The organism is Anaerococcus marasmi (assembly GCF_900290195.1).
Taxonomy (GTDB): Bacteria; Bacillota; Clostridia; order Tissierellales; family Peptoniphilaceae; genus Anaerococcus; species Anaerococcus marasmi.
Map to the genome: position 1 here is coordinate 1784276 of NZ_OLMF01000004.1, position 22056 is coordinate 1806331.

5 protein-coding genes are annotated in these 22056 nt (G+C 36.7%); all 5 read left to right on the forward strand.

The window, feature by feature from the left end:
* Window positions 1-1793: 1793 nt before the first annotated feature.
* The 5 genes from C7D97_RS09025 to istB all read left to right on the forward strand — a co-directional run bounded on the left by C7D97_RS09025 (window position 1794) and on the right by istB (window position 21883).
* Window positions 1794-16439 (forward strand): SpaA isopeptide-forming pilin-related protein, encoded by a 14646-nt coding sequence (locus C7D97_RS09025; RefSeq protein WP_105301708.1) that lies wholly within the window; start codon window positions 1794-1796, stop codon window positions 16437-16439.
* Between the two features lie 1202 nt (window positions 16440-17641).
* A complete protein-coding gene (locus tag C7D97_RS09030) occupies window positions 17642-19714 on the forward strand; it encodes a pilin N-terminal domain-containing protein (protein ID WP_105301709.1) in 2073 nt (690 codons plus the stop codon).
* Between the two features lie 302 nt (window positions 19715-20016).
* Window positions 20017-20808: a hypothetical protein gene (locus tag C7D97_RS09035; RefSeq protein ID WP_105301710.1), complete on the forward strand. Its 792-nt coding sequence runs from the start codon at window positions 20017-20019 to the stop codon at window positions 20806-20808.
* A 93-nt stretch (window positions 20809-20901) separates the two neighbouring features.
* Window positions 20902-21117 (forward strand): helix-turn-helix domain-containing protein, encoded by a 216-nt coding sequence (locus C7D97_RS09040; protein ID WP_105301711.1) that lies wholly within the window; start codon window positions 20902-20904, stop codon window positions 21115-21117.
* Window positions 21092-21883: an IS21-like element helper ATPase IstB gene (gene istB, locus C7D97_RS09045; protein WP_205408063.1), complete on the forward strand. Its 792-nt coding sequence runs from the start codon at window positions 21092-21094 to the stop codon at window positions 21881-21883. The genes C7D97_RS09040 and istB overlap by 26 nt, the downstream gene beginning before the upstream one ends.
* Window positions 21884-22056 lie beyond the last annotated feature (173 nt).

Here is a 22056-nt window from a genome sequence, read left to right on the forward strand (position 1 = left end):
TAGCATGGAAGGAGGTGAGATTGTGCGAGAAATTCTAGAATTCATATTAGCTGTCGCAGCAAGTATTGTTGGTTACTTTATTTGCAAGTGGCTAGACAGTAGTATAAACAAAGATGATAACTAGCACGTAAAAAGACGAGCAGGCAGGCTCGTCTTTTTTGGTTAAGACCATGCAGTTTTTCTAGAATTCATGGTTACTGTTATAGTACTTCAAACTATAAGAATTTCAATATTCTAAAAATATATCTACATAACTCAACTATTCAAAACTTTATCTATTGTCAAAACTTATAGCTCTATGGAATAAATTGATATAATTAGTCGTAAAGTACTCATATTAGATCCTTTTACTTCAACAAAGCGTAGCGACGAAAGGTCTCCAGTCTACGACGACATGTAAATAACAAAAAACAACTTATCTAAACAAATATCCTAAATCCGAGACTTCTCCACAAGGTCGAAGTAAAGGAATTGTGGTATTCACATAAAAACAATCTATGGTATTACCCTTGTATCTAATGGTCCTGACCACAATGAACAAATCTACCAGAACCCTTATGTCGAGCGTAGTCGAGACATCTCACAGTTAAAAATCACGCTTCTATAACTACAAGCATCCGGAATAAAAGAATGAGGATTACTTAATATAATAATATTAAGAGAATAATCCAATAATCCTGTAGAAAAGTAAAAACTATATAAAATGAAGTATAATATATATGTTATCATCACTTCCATTAGCATGGAAGGAGGTGAGTTCATGCGAGATTTGATTAACTTCATTGTTGCTGTTTCAGCACAAATAGCTGGTAACTTATTGTGCAAGTGGCTATTCAGCAAGAAAAAAGATGATAACTAGCACAAAAAAAAGACGAGCCCCACGCTCGTCTTTTTTGGTAACTCCATGCATATTGATTAACTTCATGGTTATTATTATAGTACTTCAAACTATAAGAATTTCAATATTCTAAAAATATATCTATATAACTCAACTATTAAAATAACTCAACTATAAGACCTTTATCTATTCTCAAACTTATAGCTCTATGGAATAAATTGATTTAATTAGTCATAAATTACTAATATTAGATCCTTCCACCTCTAATGGAATTGTCACAGTGAGCATAGAGAACTGATGGAAATCCTTAATCGAGGAAGCCCTCGTCATGGGCCACTATTTTGCAAAGCAAAATAGTGCAGTATCCTTTGTTAAGAAATAACAAAGGATAAAAGAACGATGACTATCGTTCATAATAATAAAGGTCAAGCTACGTTATCCTCCATGAGCCGGATTGGCTTGTCCTATCAAAGCCGGACGGGCTAGTATATGAATCCGCAAACTGACACCGAAGGTGGCATCTCGAGCTTGTCGAGAGATCTATTAATTTTATCTACCGTCGAGCGGAGCGAAGCGAAGTCGAGATATCTCACTTAGATCATAATTCCCCTTATCCCGACCGAAGTGGATACATCTCAAATCTCACCAGTCTACCCTCCCACACTACCAATCTCCAACTCTTAACAGAAAACTCACCAATAACCCCATACCTTTATCACAAAAACACAAACATAACGAAACATTTTTTAGTTATATTGGGTTTTTAAAAAATATATATAAAATTCTTCAAAAACTCTTGTTTTTATTTTGTTTTTAAGTTAGAATATAGATAAGAAGGATACTAAGATTTTAAATGCAATTAATGTATCCGAACGAGAATTTATTTATTTTATGTATACTTTGAAAGAAAGGTGAAGCTCATCACTTTATCAAATTATTGCAAAAAGGAGATATCATGAACAAGAGAGCCAGAGAATTTATCGTAAAGCTATTTTCATTAATAATAGCTATAACCATGTCGATACCTACCAATGTATTCGCCTCATCCGGCACGAAAAGGCCAAAAGAAATGCCTACTATGATTAGACTTGCCGATAGCGGAGAAGGGGAAGATACATATGTAGAAGATTCGACCGAAGACACCTACATAGAAGATGAAGGAGAAGCCTACAGCGAAGATATAGAACAAACCCAGCCAGCTGAGACTACAGAAGTCATAGAAGAAGCTCCGCAAGAAGAAGCTTCTACCATAGCTGAGGAAGATGCTAGTAACTATGTACTTAGCCAAAAGGCAAGGCTTAATGATAATCATGACGGAATAATCTATGATATCAAGTTAAAAAAGAAGGAAAAATCTTACCATGATCCTAATAACAAGCTAAGCCTAAGCCTAATGCTAAACCCAAACCAAGCTCTAAAAGACATCAAGCTTACTAAAGTAGCAATCGATGGTAAGGAAGAGAAAAGAGAAGATAAGTCAAATAAGGTTGACGATCTTCAAACACTCAATCTTTCAACTCCAACCTTTGAAAAGGAGATTACCTACACTGTAGAAGCTTCAATCGACAAGAAAGCAATCGATACAAACAAGCTCTACTCAATGGATTTATCACTAGACATAGGACAATTTAACCTAGTTCTTCAAAGAATTTCCTGCAAATTTGTAGAATATGAAAAAGAAGATAAGAGCAAAGAGCTAAAGCTTACCCACATCAAGGAAGCAGAAGATGCCATAAGATCTATCTCCTACAAGAAGGACGATGGCGACGTGGATAAGGTAATCTATACTGATTACATCATCTCCAAGGACAAGGGCGATGAAGAGTCCAGAGCAAATGAGAAAAATAAAATCAACTATGCAATCAATCTAGAAAATCTCAAAAAAGAAGACACAGAGATCTCTCTTGACTACTACAAGGCAGATGATAAGGGCTTTAATATGAAGAAAGAATTCTCCACAAAAGTTCCTTACCAAGAAAAACTTGACCTTGATATCCCTGCTTCATATATCCTAAAACTTACCGTTACAAGCAAGACTGATAAGAAAAACACCAAAATCGAAAGCCACAAGATAAATGGTAGAGAAGTTAAAAGTCCACGCTTTGTAAAGGAAGAAGAAAAATCCTCAGACGATGACGAAGAAGCTGCGAAGAAAGCAGAAGAAAAGAAAGCAGCTGAGGAAAAGGCCAAAGCAGAAGAGAAAAGAGAAGCCGAGGAAGCTAAGAAGGCAGAAGCAGAAAAACAAGCCGAAGAAGCCAAAAAGGAAGAAGAAGCAAAATCTGCTGATGAGAAAAAAGAAGACGAAGAAAAGTCTCAAAGTGAAAAGGAAGCCAAGGAATCTAAAAAAGAAACTAACGATAAGCTTAAGGCAGAAAAGGAAGCTGATAAGAAAGAAGCTAATAAGAAAGATGATCTTCTAAATAGCTTAAAAGAAGAAGCTCCTACTAAAGAAGAAGAAAACAAAGCCAAAACAGAGGTCAAAGAAGACTCCAACCTATCCAAGGCAGACGCCGAACTAAAGGCTGCCCTTGCTGATAAAACTAAGGGAATAGAAGATATCCAAAATCTTCTAACAAGCCTAGGAGAAAAATACAAACTCACAAGAGAAGACCAAGCAAAGCTAATGACAGCTAACGATCCTGCCATCAAGGCTCTTGTAGAAAAAGATAGGAAAGAAAACTTTAGACCTAATGTCCTTGCGACGGTAGAATCTAAATCCTTTGCTGATAAAAAGTTCAACTTGAAAGCAAAGATTAGTGTTAAGGCAAGTAACACCCAACCTATACCACAAGGTCACTACGTTGATGTTAAGGTTGGTCCATATCTAACAAAAGATGCTAATGAACCTATCAAGGACCTTACTTACAATGGCAAGACAGTAGCTACAGGTGAGTATATAGCAGATGGCGACAACCACTACATTAGATATACCTATGTAGACAAAGTTACAGAAGACATGGATCTAAACATAGATCAAATCCTTGCCTTCTATACACCTAATATAGGCTATGTTAGCTATGTTGACATAGATATCAAGGTTGCACCAAAAGGTAACCCTGTCCAATCTATGCCAAGGATAACTGTAAGAAGAGAAGATCCTTCACCAGTTGATTCAAGCTATACAATAATAGACCAAGGTGAAATCAAATCAGGTACCTATCCTTACCAACTAAACTGGAGAACAACCTCCCAAAAGCTTAAGGATAATAAGGGGAATGTAATAGACAAGAATCTCTATTTAGACAAGGATAAGCTTCAAGGTGCTTATGTTGAATGGGACATAGAGGTAGATACAGATAAGTTAATTGACCCAGAAAACCCACTTACTTTTGAGAATTTAAACCTAACAGTATTTGGATCAGCCAAACAAGGCCTACAAGACTTTAGATTTAGAGCATCAAAGAATAAAGATGACTTAAATGAAACTACTGGCTATACTGTTTCAGATAATATGGGCGAACTTCTAAGCCAAAGCACACAAATAGCTAAGTCTCAACTTGGAGATAAATTATATATCAAGGTTAAGGCCCTAATAGACCCTAACCAAGTTCACGAAACTTACAATATTGGTTTCAGAATCAACCCTGACAAAAACTATATAGACAATCTCTTAACAGAGTACAAAGACAAATTTGACAGACTTCCTACTCCTATCAAATGGCTAAAGGGAGTTGAGGATGCAGAAAGATTTGCAAAAGTTCCATTTAACCTTGTGGAAACAAATATCCCTGCAACCTTCTTAGGTCTAAATGACAAATTTACAAATGAAAGATTCTACTATGACAACACCAGAACTATAGTAGCAGATAGAAAATCTGACTCAAGAGCTGACTGGTACGCCCTAGATCTCCTAAGACGTGGCGAAGGCCAAGACCCAGCCTTGGACAATCCTACATTTGATATAAACAATGGTCAAAAAGATCAAACTATCAAACCAACCAAAGTTTACTTCATACCACTAAAAGATGGTGGCTATAGGAGAACTACCCAAGCCCAAGATGCTATACTACCTAACGGTCAGTACTACCCAGGCACTCTAATTTCCTACGAATATCTAAATGAAAAGGGTGTAAGAAACGACACATATAACTTTAGGGCAAGCCTAAAAGAGAAGAAAAAATATAACATAGACGAGTCCTATGATACAGAAGGTGGTAGAGTAAATCTATTCACAGAAAAAGTATCAGACCAAGCCTTGCTAAACGGCTACCTAGCCTACATTGAAAGTCCATATCCAGTAATGCGTATTAACAAAAACTTCGATATGGTATCATGTTTTAACGACCGTATCAACGCTCCAGTATATGACGGATCCAAAGGAGTATTCCTAGATATCCACGAAGACGTATCAGGTGACTACCTCCTAAATAGACTAAATGAGTCTATAGGTAACCAATCTGGTACTTATAGCTTAAAAAATCTTCTACAACCAAACGTTCAATACGAAGATGGAGTTTACCTAAATAACGGTAACAAGACCCAAGGTCAAGCCATGGAAGAGCTAATGAAGAAAATCTACTTCTATGGTGAAGAAGTGAAGAAAGAATACTCTAAAGAAAGAAACAATGAAGAGATGCACAGGATGATAGAAGCATCCATGTACCAAAGAGTAATCCACCACTTCACAGATGGTAAGGCTTTATCACAAGACTATTTCGATGCTCCATCAGACTACAACGTAGATGAATGGAAGGTAGACCACACCCTCCAAGGTAACAGACAGCCATATCCTCAAACAGGCTGGGATGATTCCTTTGAAGGATCAGATGAAGATAGAAAAACAAGTCAAGGCCTAAGAAAATTAAAAGACAACGAAACTAGGATTAGAAACTACCCACCAGTTCAAAAAACCCAATATGAGATGGCAAGAAGACTTTATCAAAAAGTCATAGACTCTTATAAAAACGGCAATGACTGGAACGATGACAAGGCTGATTCAGTTAAGCTTGTGTTCTACTCTCACACCGATGAAGGTAAATACCAAGAGCTAATCGCAGGTCGTGTTATGGCTCCAATCGAGATTGATAAATATAAGAGATCTGGCGATAATATTTTTGCTGAGAAACTTCCAGGTGCTGAGTTTAAATTTACAAACGTCGCTACAGGTGAGAGTAAAACTTGGAAATCACCAGAAGATAATAATAAAGTAAACAAACTTTACCTAAGACCTGGTACCTACAAAGTCCAAGAGATAAATACTCCACAAGGATACGAGAAAATCAAAGACTTTGAAATTACAGTCAAAAGCACTGAAATAAATCCAGATGATGGTCCATACAATGCTAAGAAACTACCTAAAATCCACGTTAATGATGGATTTAAGACAGAAGTAGTTCTAGCTAATAACCTACCACAAACACCAGATGGCAAAGCTTTGGTAAAAATTGACGATAAAAACAAAATCAAAGTCAATGTAGCAAATATCGAAGATAACCTCGGTAAGCTTGAATTTGTCAAGAGAAATAAGTTTATCAAACTAAATGGAGCAGAATTTAGACTTAGAAAAATAAACGCAACAGACCTAAATGATGCCAAAACTAAATTCCAAACTCCAGAAAGCCTAACTTATGACGCAAAATACGACAAGACATCTAAAGGTTCATATGGTGAGTTCAAATTTGAACAAATCCCAGCTGGTTTCTATGTATTAGAAGAAACAAAAGTACCAGAAGGCTACGAAAAAGCCCCACTCTACCTATTAGAAGCAAAAGAGACAACTGATGCTAATAACAAGAAGAAGGTAGAAGTAAGCTTTGTAGACACTAACCTTGAAACAGAAAAAGCCAGAAGAGATGGCAAAGAAATCGACCTTCCTATAATTAGGAACAAAACCAAAGAGACAGAAATCAAATTTAGAAAAGTAAGAACCGAAAACTTAGGAACAGATAAAGAACACCTAGGTCTAGGCGATGCCAAATTTAGACTAATGTCTCTAGGCCTAGTAGATGGCGACTTCTACCTCAAAGAAGGCTTTACCGATCACTCTAAACCAACCGAAGAAGGAGAAACTAGAGTAGACGGCCAACAAGCTAGAGGCGGTGGATACATCACCTTTGACGGTCTAAAGGCAGGAGAATACTTGCTAGAAGAGCTCCAAGCTCCAAAAGGCTACAACAAAACAACCATCTACGGTTGGAAACTTGTAGTAAGCGAACTAAAAGCAGATGACGAGGCTACAGGCAAGAAAAAGGGCGATTTATCCTACAAACTTTACGAAGTTCCAAAAGGTAAGGACCTAAATAGAACAGACCTAAAAGAAGTAAAATTAGACGAAGTAATAAATGATAAGGATAAAATTAAAGCCTTCCAAATAGGAAACGATGCAAGAAAAATAAGCGTACCTTTCAAAAAATACAAGGGTAAAATCGTAGAAAAAGAAGACGGCACAACAGATATTGAAGCAACTGAAGACACAACCCAATTAAAAGGTAAAAACGGCAAACCAGTAAGTTTTGACCTCTACAAGTCAGATTTCTACGGTGCAATCATTGGTGAAAAGGACGAAAGTGGAAACATCATTCCATACAAAAAGAACATCACCCAAGATGCAAATGGTAACTTTAACCTAGAAGGCCTAGAATTTGGTGGCTACTACATCCTAAGAGAAACAAACCCACCAGCAGGCTACGACAAGGCTGCCGACATCACCCTAAAGGTAGAAGCAGAGGCTATAGCTGACGAAGGCAAGATGAAGGTAATCGTAAGAGACCCTAACACCAACGCCAAAACAGACCTCCACTCAGTATTCCAAGGGGTAATCGACTTTGAAGAAGGAGAAAAACTAGGTAAATTCTCAATCAAAAAAGTCGGTAATGCAATAGGTGCAAAAGATGAAAATGGCAACCCAATCAAAGTAGGTCTAAGACGTGCTTACTTTAGGCTCTATACAGCAAATGATAAGTACGAAATAGAATACAAAGACCCAGAAAAGAAATATCCAAAGGAATATATCCAAAAGGTAACACCTGGTGTACCAATCACCAAACCAGATGGCAATGGTGGTCAAACTGGTAAAACACCAGAGGAGATAGAACAAGAAGCTCCTAACCAAGGTATAGTAACCTTCGATAACCTAAAACCAGGCAAATACGTCCTAGAAGAATACAGAGGTCCAGCAGGTTACGAAAGAGATCCAAACTACTGGTACATCCTAGTAGAAAAAGACGGAACAGTTCATAAATACAGAGACAACCCAGAAAACACAACAAACCCAAGAACAGCTGGCTACTCAACCCAAAGCGTCAGATACCAAACCTTCGGCCTAGATAAAATCGAACCAATAGGCCTAGGCACACTAATGGAAGCAGTAAGCGGCCTAGAAATATCTGATGAAAACACACCACAAAGTGTTGGAGCTAGTGGCTGGCAAGATGTAGATCCTGCTAGGTCAGATACTGAAAAAGTATATAAAAACGAAACTAATGGCAGAGTGGAATCTAGGATACTAGCTATAAATAAAGATGATGGTAGCAAGGCATATAAACAACAAATTCTTGTCACACCAAACAAGAAAATAAAACAATTTATCGACCTCGCAAGAGTCAATGGCACAAATACAGATGATGTAACAATTTTAAGTGTCAAAGAAGTGGGACAAGGCTCAACACTAGATAAAATAGTGGGCACTCCTACAGATATAAAATACACAAGGGGTAGAATTCAAGAGGGAAGCTCCAATATATATAAGCCTAGAATAACAACAGTTGCTACAGATAAACCTATCTTAATAGAAGTAGAGGTACCTTATAGTACAGGTGAAAGAATTGGTCTAAGAGTTGAGTACTTCCTAGATGGTATAGGAGTAGGAAAGAGACCTAGTCCTTACGAAAAAGGTTACGATAACGAAGACTCAATCAACAAAGAGTCTCAAACCTACAAGGTAAGTATAGATCCTAACATGGTAAATGGTAGCGTAACTGCTGACAAGACTGAAAACCTAAAAGAAGGTGACACAGTCAATCTAACAGTTACACCAGCTACGGGATACAAACTAAAGACCCTGCTAGTAAACGGTGATGACAAGACAGCTGATGTTAATAATGGCAATTACCAAATTACAATGCCAGCATCAGATGTAACAGTAAGTGCAGTCTTTGAAGAAGATAAGCAACCAACACCAGAAACTTACAACATAAACCTAATCCAAAACGCTGGTGGTAGACTAACTATTAGTCCACAAGGCCCATACAAGGCTGGGGATAATGTAACAGTTACTATCACTCCAGATTCTGGCAAGAAACTTGATAAGTTATCAGTTGATGGAAACGAATTATCTGTAACAGGTAATACTTATACTTTCAAAATGCCAGCCAAGGACATTGATGTAAGTGCTACATTTACAGACGAAGGAACTGTTACACCACAACCAACAGGAGATATGACAGTTAGGGCAAACTTCACCTATACCAACCAAACAAATGGTATAGATGATAGTAAAACCCCTCCACAAGGTTCTCCTGGTACTATTAGACTTGAAGTAAACCAAAAACAAGGTCTAGTAGACAACTGGGTAGTAGTAAGAAGTGAAAATGCTCCATACAAAGGAACTATCGACTTTACTAACCTTGATCCAGATATGGACTACAGACTTGTCTATGAAAGAAAAGACGAGATAGCAAATGGATGGGGAACTGACTACGAAACTATTATCCCAATCGACTCAACCAAGGCTGATAAAGATAATATCGTTACAGTAGATATCTCTAACGGTAACCTAATAGAAATCTTCAACAAGGATGAGTCAGGATTTAGGATTCCACTAAGAATCTCTAAGGTAAACGAAAACAAAGCAGCCCTAACAGGTTCACAATTTAAGGCTCGTAAGCTTATAAATGGTGAGAAAGTTAGACTTTATGAGAAAAATGACGACGGTTCTTATACAGATACTGGAAAAGATGGTTATCCAAAATACTACAACGAGAAATTCGACGGAGTATCAGAGGCTACTGGTAAACCAGGAGACAACTACTTCAGAGAATTGACCCCAGGTATCTACGAGCTAACAGAAATCAAAACACCAAACGACTCATACAGATTGCCAAAAGATAAAGATGGCAAGGATATGAAATGGTACTTCAAGGTTGTAATAAACAAAGATAAAGTACCATCAGATGCCAACTACATGGACATCAAGTTTGATTTCGAACACACCTTCAAAGAAACTGACGACTTTAACAGCGCCATAAGTGAAGAAGAAAAGAAAGATCTCATAGGTAAAACTATCAAAGGTTTCACAAGAGGAGACCCAGACTTTGCTAGATACATCGAGGAAGTAAGAGATGATGGTCGTTCCGACCCAGCAAGGCCAGACGCCCCATACAAGTGGATCCACGATGCTAGAGTAACCAACTACAAGAACAAGACAAGCCTAGGCTTCATGAAGAAGGACAGCGAGACTCACAGAAACATCTCAGGTGCAGTCTTCTCCCTAAGAAAGGCTAAGCTTGATACAGATGGCAACCTAGTATTTGAAAATAATAAACCTGCCTATGCACCGGAAAAAACAACCGGCGAAGACGGCAAGCCACTAACAGAGGCTGAGCTTAACCTACAAAGAGTTCAACCTTACGATAAGGACAAGAAATTCGCTAAGGCTGTTTCAAATGAAAAACTAGGGGTAGAGTTCACCAACATAGATGAAGGAACCTATATCCTAGAAGAAATAAAACCAGCAGATGGCTACAGACCAACAGACTCCTTCCTAGCTATTAAATTCACAGAAGGAGATGACGGTGCTTGGAAACAAGAAGTAAAAGCCTACGCAAAAGATAAAGATGGCGTATACAAAGAAATGCCAGAACCTAACGATTTTGTAGGAAGAAATGACGATGGTGAGTTCGTAAGTGTTAAAAACGACAAGGCCTACACCAAGCTCAAATTCCAAAAGATCGAAGGAAACAAGGATAGCGAAGGTAATGAAGTACCAGTAGAATCTGCCGACTTTAGACTAACCCAAGTTGACAAAGATGGCAACAAGATTCCAGGTGGCTACGAGAAGAATATATACTCCTACGGTGGTAACTCAGTATTTGAGTTTACAAACATACCAGTAGGTAGATACAAACTTCAAGAAACCAGAGCTATTACAAAATTTGAAAAACCAGACCCATGGTTCTTCAATGTAGTCCAAGACCCTGAAACTCACAAGCTTAAGATTGTCTTTGAAAATGACCCAGACGGTAAGCTAGACGAATCAATTGGATTTAAAACAAAGGCAGATGGTAGTCCAGATTATGATGCCGATGGCAATCTCCAAGACATCAAAATCAGAAACTACTCTAAGACAAGCTTCTCCTTTATGAAATACAAAAATGAGACTGATGAAGAAGGCAACAAACTTCCACTAAAGGATGCCTACTTTAGACTCAAAAGAGTAAGATATTCAATGGATGAAGGTTCTAAAACCTATGAATACTACGGAGAAGACAAAGACGCAGTTCTTAAAAAATACACCAATGGTAAGAAGGTTACAGAATACGACGAAGATGGAAATGTAACAAACTACACCTATAATGGAGATGTAATAAGTAAGGATGATACGGATAACTACAAACCAGACTTCATCACAAACGCCACAGGTAAGTACAGCTCCTTACGTCGTTCCCAATCAGATGGTAGCGTAGACTTCCAAGACTTGGGCGAAGGAATCTACCAACTAGAAGAAGTAGGAATCCCAGATGGTTACCAATCTGGCAAGGATCAAACAAAATGGATATTTGAAGTCAAAAAGACTGACAATGGTCTAAAGGTAGAACATAATGTAGCTACAGAAAAGACCTACTTCGAAAACTATGACAAAGCCTACTACAATGACTTCTACAATGACTACTACAACAAAGTCTACTCAGCAAATCCTGAAGGAAAACCAAATATCGAAGGTGATGAGAAGAACGGATATAACATTACCAACACCAAAGCCACAACCAACCTCAAATGGAAGAAGATTGGCTCAAGGAATAAGGATAATGTAATCAAGAAATACACCAAGTTCGTCCTCCTAAAAACATCAGACAACCCAGATGATATTGACTCTACTGATGAAGAAACAGTTAAGAATGTCATATCTGGTCAATCAAGCTACCCACCATACTTGGTAGAAAGTACGGAAGGTATATTTGAAATCAAAGACCTATCCAAGGGTATCTACAACCTAATAGAAACTGATGCTCCAGAAGGATATAAGGAGGCAACTAGAAAGATAGCCATCAAGGTCTATGAAGATGAAAATGGCGCTATCCAAAAACAATTCTACGAAGTAGAGAATGGTAAGTTGATAAAAGAGGCAAAAGACTTTAACACCTTGTTAAATAGAAATCCACAAAATCCAGAAGTAGATACTGATACTGATGAGGAAGGAAATAAAGTTTTCTACTTTAATAACGAGTCCAAACCATACCACTTCGACCTATCCAAAGGATATATGGAAAATGGCAAGTTTACAGATATCACCAAGGGCAAGCTAAAAGTTAAAATCTACGCTGACCCAGATGATAAGACAAACACTGATACAAATGTCTACGAACAAACCATAGACCTATCAGATGCCAAATCTTACAAGATAAACTTAAATAGCGATATCAAGCTTGGCAAAGACTACATCCTAGAAGAAGTAGAATCCCCAGATGGATATGCTAAGACAAACTACAGGTACAGACTAAGATTTGCTTATAACACTTCTTGGGACACACCATTTGTAGCAACCCTAGTTGCAGTTCTAAAGGAAGTCGAAAATAAAGATGGTACTAAGACTTGGACTCCACTTAAAAATTCTAGTGGTCAAAACATCACAGACTCTGGTCAATTACTAGCTGGCGGTCAATCCATCAACTCTGGATTCCCATTCAGAATCGTCAACAACAAAACCGAAGTTGAATTCACTAAAGTAGGTAAAGACGAGGTAAAAGGTACTGACGGTAAATTAGAATACAAATATCCACCTCTAAAAGGTGTAGAATTCTACCTAGAAAAACAAGATCCAGACGATATCCACAAGGATAACCAAGGTTACTATCCATTAACCAAAAACATGGAAATGATCAAACCTGAGACAGACGATAAAGGAAATACAACCTACTACTATATAGATAGGGATACAGGAGAAAAAGTAACAAAAGTAAACTTACTCCAAGCCGTAACCCCAGAAAATTCTAGAGGAACTTACACTTCTAACGACCAAGGTAAATTCAAAATAACCGACCTAACTGATGGTTACTACAGAATCAAAGAACCTCAAGCACCAAAAGACTACATGCAAGTCATAGGTGCAGTCAAGAAATTCAAAGTTGACCAAGGTAGGGTATATGTCTTCGAACAAGACAATGCAACTGGTCAAGAAGTAGCCAAAGAATTAACCGATAAAAACATCGAAAGCCTAGGAAAAATCATCAACGAAAAACCAGGCAAGGGTAAGTTCGAACTAAATAAAACTAATGAAAAAGGCGATGCCCTAGACGAAGTAAAATTTGAGCTATATAACTCTGAGGGTACAAAGATTAAAGACTATACTACAGATGCTAATGGTAAAATCACTTTCGAAGGTCTCCCTTACGGAACCTACTGGCTAAGAGAGACAAAAACCAAAGACGGCTATATTGTAGATAGAAGAATTAGACAAGTTAGATTAGGTAAAGATTGGAACGTACCATCAAAACCAAGCAAACCTAAAGACGTTACAAATAGTATCAAGTTTGATGGAAGTCAACGACAACTTAAATCAATAGGTAGTCAAACATCAAGCTTTGATGTAGTATATCCTAACCAACAAGAGGCAATACTTGCTTACTTCAAGTTCAAGATAGACGAAGGTGCTGATGTAAAAGCAGGTGATACCTTCACCTTGACCTTCTCAGACAATGTCGACCTCTACGGTATTTTTGTAGATAATAAGGGCAAGGGTAATACTGACGATGCCAACTTTAATATCTACTCAGAGGCAGGTCTAGTAGCAAAGGCTAAGGTAAATGATGACAAGAGATCAATAACCTACACCTTCACTGAATACCTAGACAACTACAATGTAAGTAACATGAGACTAAGCTTGCAGCTATACGCTGATAGATACAAGGTTCCTTTCTCACAAAATATAAATGTAACAGCAAAAGTTGGAAATACCTATACAGATGGCATTTATGTAGACTACAGAGGATATACTCCAGGTCAAAACCATAGAGGATACCAAGACCCTAGAGTAGACGTATCTTCCTACATGCTAAGACTAAATCCAGATACTGGAGAGTTTACAACAGTTGTATATTACAACCCATGGAACGATACAACTTCTAACAGTAGATACTTTGAGTTTAGTACAAGCGAACCTGTAGATATCAATAGTGTAAAACTATTTGAAAAGACAGGATACGGAAGTCATGCTAACGGTCCAGTTAATGGAGACCTACCAGACTCCTACGGTATAGACTTTGAAGATCCTAACTCTTATAGGGCTCAAGGATTGACAGCAAAATCTGGAAGATTTAGTTCTATAAATGACTCAAAACAAAATTACTACATGTATATAGATCCAAATGGAGGAACTAAAAACTCAACCTATGTAATGGTAATCCAAGGTAAGTTAAGAGATATAAGTACAACTAAATCTCTAGAAACAACTGCCTACTACAATTTCCCTTATTGGAACTATAACTATTGGGAGAACGAGAATTACGGTTACTTCCACACCTGGTCACAATTCTACCAACCAGAAGGAACAAGTGAGGGAGACCTTAAAGAACTTTCCTTAAACCTTGTAAACTTCAAAAATAAGATAGAATTTATGAAAGTAGACGGTGGTGTCAAGGCAAATGTAGTAGACACAGCCCAAACAGATGGAACTAGCCTAAAAGATACTACTCCAGGTAGTGCCCTAGCAGGTGCTAAGTTCAAGCTCCAATTCAAAAAAGATAAAAACGGAAAATGGACTGAAACAAACTACGGAGAAAAAACATCTGACGACAAAGGATTCTTCTCTTGGGAGGCTTTAGCCCCTGGTAAGTATCAAGTTATAGAAACTGAAACACCAGATAATAGCAAATACGACCTACCAACTGAACCAGTTGCAACATTCACAGTAGATGAGCACGGTAACATAGTAGATGTAGTACCTGATGACCTAATCCTTGAAAACTACAGAAAAGCAGAGATAAAAATAAGAAAAACTGACTATGAAGGAAATAACCTAGCTGGTGCAGACTTCACATTAACACCAAAAGATGGACTAAAAGACCCATCTACAGGTGAAAATATCCCTGCCAAAACAGAAACAACAGGAACTGACGGTCTAGCAACATTTACTAAACTTGTTGCAGGTAAATACACCTTAACAGAAGAAAAAGCCCCAGAAGGCTACAAGAAAACGGATAGGGAATATTACCTAGAAGTAACCAAAGACGGTAAGGTCCTATGGACAAATTCTTTCTACGATTCATACAACAATATGAAAACAGTAAAAGTAAAAACTTACACTGGACAAGATCAAGAAAATCTAAGGTCAGAAATTGTTGGAATAGATAGAGCAAACAAAAGGTTTAGGCAAATAGTAACTATTACAGCCAAATCTAGTGAGCTTGAAAAAGCAAGATTAATACTTGAATCAAAAGCTAAAGGAATAAAACTATCCCAAGCAAATACTGAAGTTAGAGTAGTTCAATATGAAGGTAATGAAATAAAAGATAAGGATGATTCAACTTACACTGTAGATATCAATAATGGAGCTAATCCAAACTTGACCATCAGAATTAACCCTCCTTATAGAAATAAGGAAGAAAATAAATCAGTGGGATCAGATGAAAGCACAAGTCCAAAAGAAAATGATGGAGACATCGTAAGGACTTACAAAGTCATTGTTGACATGCCTTATGGTGAGGATGAAATAGCGGGTGCAAAAATAAGCTATGATATTGGAAAAATAAGCGAAACAACTGGTAAAGTTGAATTTACAGAAAATGACGAAGTTAAAGAAGTCGATAAATACGCTGAAAAGGGTAATTACTCTGTTTCTCTTAATGATAGTAGTCCACTTAACTACAGAGCCCAATATCTACCACGTGACATCAACCTACTAACAACCGACATAGCAAATATCAAACAACCTGATATTTACCTAAAGAAGGTGGATGCTGATGATAAAACAGCACTTGCTGGAGCTGAATTTGAGCTTCAAAAGAAAGTTGGAGATGTTTATAAATCAATAGACAAAAAAGGAAATGTTATTGCAAGTCCAACAGATAATACTCCTAAATGGACAGCTACCTCAGATGGACAAGGTAACTTCGAATTCAAATCCATCCCAGATGGCGAATACAGGATATTTGAAACCAAAGCCCCAACAGGCTACGTCCTTAGCGATAAGACAGTCTACAAATTCAAGGTAAACAAGGGTAAAATCTACAAAGTTGATAAAGAAACTGGCGTGGCTGAGAGAAATGAACTTATAGTTGGAACTGATAAAAATTCTGAAACAAACAGAATAGAAATCACCAACAAAAAAGCCCAATACCCATACACAGGAGGGCCAGGAGTCTGGATAGGATTTACAATTCTAGGAGTCCTAACCATGACCGCCGCAGGAATCTATCTAGCCCAAAAGAAAAAATACCAGACTAAATAGATAAAAGCTTCGCTTAAAAAAAGCGAAGCCCCTGCCCCTCTTATGTCGATTAAACTTTTCCCTTATCTCGAGCGGAGCGAAGACATCTCATAAAAAAATCTCCACCTCTAATGGAATTGTCACAGTGAGCGTAGCGAACTGATGAAATTCCTTAATCGAGGCTTTGCGAGCATGAGACGAAGTCGAATCCGCAAACTACCGTCGACAGAGCTTCCACAGGGAAGCGACGAGAGGTCTACAGTCTAAGATGACATGTAAATAAAAAGATAAAACCGATCTAAGAAAATACATCAATCTCATGAGACTTCTCCACAAGGTCGAAGTAAGGGAAAGTTGTAGCTTTACAAACCAGTAAGTAAAACATATCCCTTATATCGAGCGGAGCTAAGCGAAGTCGAGATATCTCAAATCAGCTTCCCTTATGTATAATGGTACTGGCCACAAAATATAAACGACCCAGTACCCCTTATGTCGACCGAAGCGAAGCGGAGTGGAGACATCTCTTCACTGCCACCCTTATGTAGATTGAAGTCGAGACATCTCAAACAAAGAAAAACCAAAAATTTCAAAAAGAAAACAAAAAAAAGTAAAAAACCTTTAATAAAACTAAAAAGAACCAATTTTACTAAAAAATAAAGTAAAAAAGACTAACAAAATTTCTACAAATCTGTTATAATAGTAGTAACAGATAGTAGGCTATTGATGGTCTATGGCAGAAGACCTGCCACTCGATAAAAATCGAGATATCTAATCTTTGCCTTGCCCACAAAGCAAGATAAAAGAAAAGACAATTACATGAAAAACAAAACCAAAGAGACTTCTCCACAAGGTCGAAGTAAGGGAAAGCTTAAGCTTCATATAGCACTAAGCAAAATAGCTCCTTATACAAAATGTAAATAGAGGAACTTGCAAACCCTTATGTCGACCGGAGCGAAGCGAAGTGGAGACATCTCAAACAAAAAGGGAAAATCATGTAAAAGTCAAACAACCATGTATGTAAACTCCACCAGGTGGAGATTATATAAACACAACTGGGTAAGTTAGTGAAATCAGCGGAAGAAGCCCCTGTCATATACAGGAAGGCAAACTCCAAAGAGGACACATGCAAGCCCATTGCCTGATTGGTTGATAGTCAGGCAAAAGGGGGAGCCTATTACGTAGGCTATATCAACAAAATTGAAAAATAAGAAAAGGAGAAGAATATGAAAAAGAAATTATTTTCAATTTTCACAGCACTAGCAATGGTCCTAGGAATTCTAGTATCACCATTCACAAGTGCTCATGCGGCTGAAGCTACAGAAACCAAATCTGTAACCATCCACAAAATCTTGTTAACAAAAGAAGCATTAGATGCTCACGACAAAGACAAGAAATATGATGGTAATGCAATTGGAAACATCCAAGATTTCTTTGGCGATACAAATGCAAAAGAAATTGATGGAGTTTATTTCAAACTTCAAAAATTAAATGATGGTGTAGCTGACGCAGACATCGATGTAACAGATGATACTCAATGGACAGATGTAGCAGGAAAAGACGGTAAAACAGCAGGTGGAGCTGGTCTTACACTTGATACAACTGGACTAGGAAAAGGAACTTACAGAATAGTTGAAGATTTAACAAAATCATCTTACAAAGGTGATGACGGAGAACTTCTAGCTGCATCTAAAGCAGTTCCAACACTTCTTACACTTCCAATCACAAACAATGAAGGAATTGTAGAAAATGCTCACGTTTATCCAAAGAACACTCAAGAAAAACCAGAAATCGACAAGAACTTTGCTGCTGACAATGATTTAACAAAAGTTGAAGATAAAAACAACAACCAAAAATCTGGTGCAGCTTACGAAAACTACCAAAAAGAAAAAGCTACAGTAACAGCTGATCTTGGTAAATCAGTACCATACGAAGTAAAAACAAAAATCAAAAAAGATTCTCACTACAAAAAATTAGTATGGAACGATAACATGACAAAGGGTCTAACATACCAAAAAGACCTTAAAATAACTTCTGACCAACTAACAGGTGGAAATGCTCTAACAGCAGATGATTACTTTGTAACAGAAACAGACAGAGGATTTACATTAGTATTAAAAGAATCTGGACTTACAAAAGTAGAAAACGCAGCTAAAGCAGGCGATGTTGAAATCAAATTAACATACTCTGCAAAAATCAACGGTGAAGCAGTAGTTGATAAACCAGAACTAAACGACATCGCACTAGACTATTCAAACAAACCTGGTAAAGATAACGAACCAGAAGAATTCACACCTGGTAAAACAGAAATCACAATGAAAAAATCTTGGGATAAAACAGGTGACCAAACTATAACAGAAGCAGACAAAAATGTAGTTGCATACTTTACACTTCAAAAGAAAAACGCTGAAGGTAAATGGGAAGATGTAAAAACTGTTGAAAAAACATCAAAAGAACAATTTACAGTAACTTTTGATAACCTTGATCCAGATGGAACATACAGAATCGTTGAGTCTGTAAAAGGATATGAAGCTGAATACAAAACATACAACCCAGCAACAGGCGAAATTGAAATCGTAGACCACAAAGACACAGATAACCCAGAAAAACTTAACCCAACAGAACCAAAAGTTCAACTAGGCGGAAGAAAATTCGTTAAAACAAATAACGAAGATAAAGGAAGTGCTAAACTAGAAAGACTTGCAGGAGCAGAATTCTACGTTAAAAACGCAGATGGAAAATATCTAGTAGCAGCTAAAAAAGATGCAGCAGCAGTAACTGCAGCTAAAGAAGCTCTTGATGCAGCAGTAGAAGCTTACAATAACCTTTCAGCTGAAGAACAAAAAGGCGAAAAAGGAACAGCTGCTAAGAATACAATCAACGAAAAACAAAAAGCTTACAATGATGCATTCGTAGCAAACGCAACAGAATATACATGGGGCGAAAAAACTGACCCTAACGTTGTTGTATTAACATCTGATGCTGAAGGTAGATTTGAAATCAAAGGACTTGAATACAAAGAGGGATATACATTAGAAGAAAAAACAGCTCCAAAAGGATATGCTAAACTTCAATCTAGCCCTAAATTCGAAGTAAAAGATGGTTCTTACGCAAGTACAGCTGATGAACTTCAATACAACAAAGATAACGCTGATAACGGATACGGACTACAAATCAAGAACAAAAACGTATCAATCCCACAAACAGGTGGTATCGGATCACTAATCTTTGTAGTAGCAGGTCTTGCAATTATGGCAGGCGCATACGTAGCATACAGAAAGAACCAAGCTAGAGCTTAATTAGATCAAAAACTTATTAGCTTAAGACAATAAGCAAATAAAATCAGGTTTGGCACTAAGTAATCTTCGTAGTAGCAGGTCTTGGTCTCCCAAAGCCGACGGGACCTCCATAAGCCGGTGGGCTAAATGATCAATGGCAGGCGCATACGCAGCATACAGAAAGAGCCAAGCTAGAGCTTAAGAATTAAGATAATAGCTTATTAATTCAAATAAGATAAACCCACAAAGCAAAAGGGCCTCGGCCCTTTTCTTTGTACTTATTTACTTTATCAAAGTAACCTGGAAAACTAGGAGGAATTTTAATGAAGAAAATCAGAGGGATGGTGATACTTTTTGTTGTCTTAAGTATTTTTTCTATTATTTTAATATTTTTATTAGAGCTTGCAAATATTGAGGAGCTAGTTTTGGGTGCTTTGTTTGGTTCTTTAATATCAATTGCTATTTCACTTTTTGTTGAATATTCAAATTATAGCAGTGAAAAAAGAAGAGCTATGGACGAATATTTTTGGAATGTTGTAAACCCGTACAGAGAATCATTAGGTGAATTATTTTTATATGCAAGAGACTTATATTATATTGATTTTATGTTTGAAGGAATTTCTAAAGAAGAGGGAAATTGGACTGCTTATGAGGCTTTATATAAAAATAATGCGTTGAAGATAGATAAAATAATAGTTCCATATTCTCGTTTAGTTAGTGAAACAGTCAGAAAGAATTTAAATATTATATCTAATTCAAGCATCGCTCTTTCTAAAATTGATAGAGAAGATTTATTTGGAAGAGAGAGTCAGGATTATCAAAAAGCCTATAAAATATACCACATTATTGAAAATATTAATTTGAGTTTGGAAGAAGCATATAAACGTTTTGAATTTATAGAAAATATAAAAGATGAAAGCGAAAAAAGATGCAGTCAAATAATAGTATGCAGATGGTTATCCGATTTATTATGCAATAATTATGATAGAGGTATAAGAGATTTGACTGATGAAGAAGTCGAAAAGAGCTTCAACGAAAATGAATATAATGATTTGGTTGCAAAAAAAGATTTGGATTTAGCTATTGTGAATGATAAACTAAAAGTGGTCCAATAATCGATTGATTCTAGTCGAAAAATGGTCCACTTGTTTTAGTTTATCCTCCGTATGTAAAATATAGGTACGGAGGTATGTGAGGTAATTAATTTAATGGATAAGCATGCAATAATAAGACTTAAAAAACAAGGATATTCAAATAGAGAGGCTGCGAAGATTCTTAAGATTAATAGAAAAACAATAGCTAAATATTGGAATGAATACAAGGACAATGTTAAGAATTTAGATAATCCTGACTTAGATAGGTCCTTAATTCAAGAAAAAATAGCAAAGGATACTTCCTATGATTCATCTAACAGAAAAAAATAAGTATACAAAAGAAGTAGATGACTATCTTGATGAAATCTTAGCTATAGAAAAAAAGGATGAAGTTTTAAAAAACCATAAGCAACAATTAAGTGTAGTACAAATTCATAAGATGGTTAAAGATAGAGGCTTTGACATTTCTTACTCTTCCATTGCAGTCTATGTTAGAAAGAACAATGAAATATCAAGAAAGATTAGGAATGCTAAATTTATCAATAAAAAGTTTTTAGAGGACTTTGATAAGAGTAAATATAGCCCTGAATTAAACAAGAAGTTTGAATACTTAGAAACTTTAAAATTTGTAGATAACAAAGAAAATATTATCTTAATAGGAACACCTGGCTGTGGTAAGACTCATTATGCAACTGCCCTAGTTATTAAGGCATGTATTGTGGGAAAGAATGTACTATTTACCTCAGTTCCTAATTTAGTAATTGAACTACAGGAGGCTATGAGTAAAAATCAAATTACTAACTACAAGAAGAAATTTGAAAAATATGATTTAGTAATATTAGATGAGTTAGGTTATGTTTCATTTGATAAGATAGGATGTGAGATTCTTTTTAACCTCTTATCATCTAGAAATGATAAGGGTTCAATAATTTTGACAACTAACTTAAACTTTGAAAGATGGGAGGAAGTTTTTAAAGATCCTATGCTTACTGGAGCCATAGTAGATAGACTAGCTCATAGGGCTCATATTATGGATATGTCTAGGGAGAAAAGTTATAGGATGGAAGATACAATAGAGTGGGCAAAGAATATATGAAATATATATAAATTCCCTTTCCCCTAGGGGAAAGGCATAAGTGGTTAATTTTTTACTATATGTGGACCACTTTTCGATAATAACTGTGGACCATTTTTCGGTTGACATTTACACTAGTCCTAGATTGACTTTCAAATGGACTTTTCTTCCGCGAAATTATACCGTCTCTATCA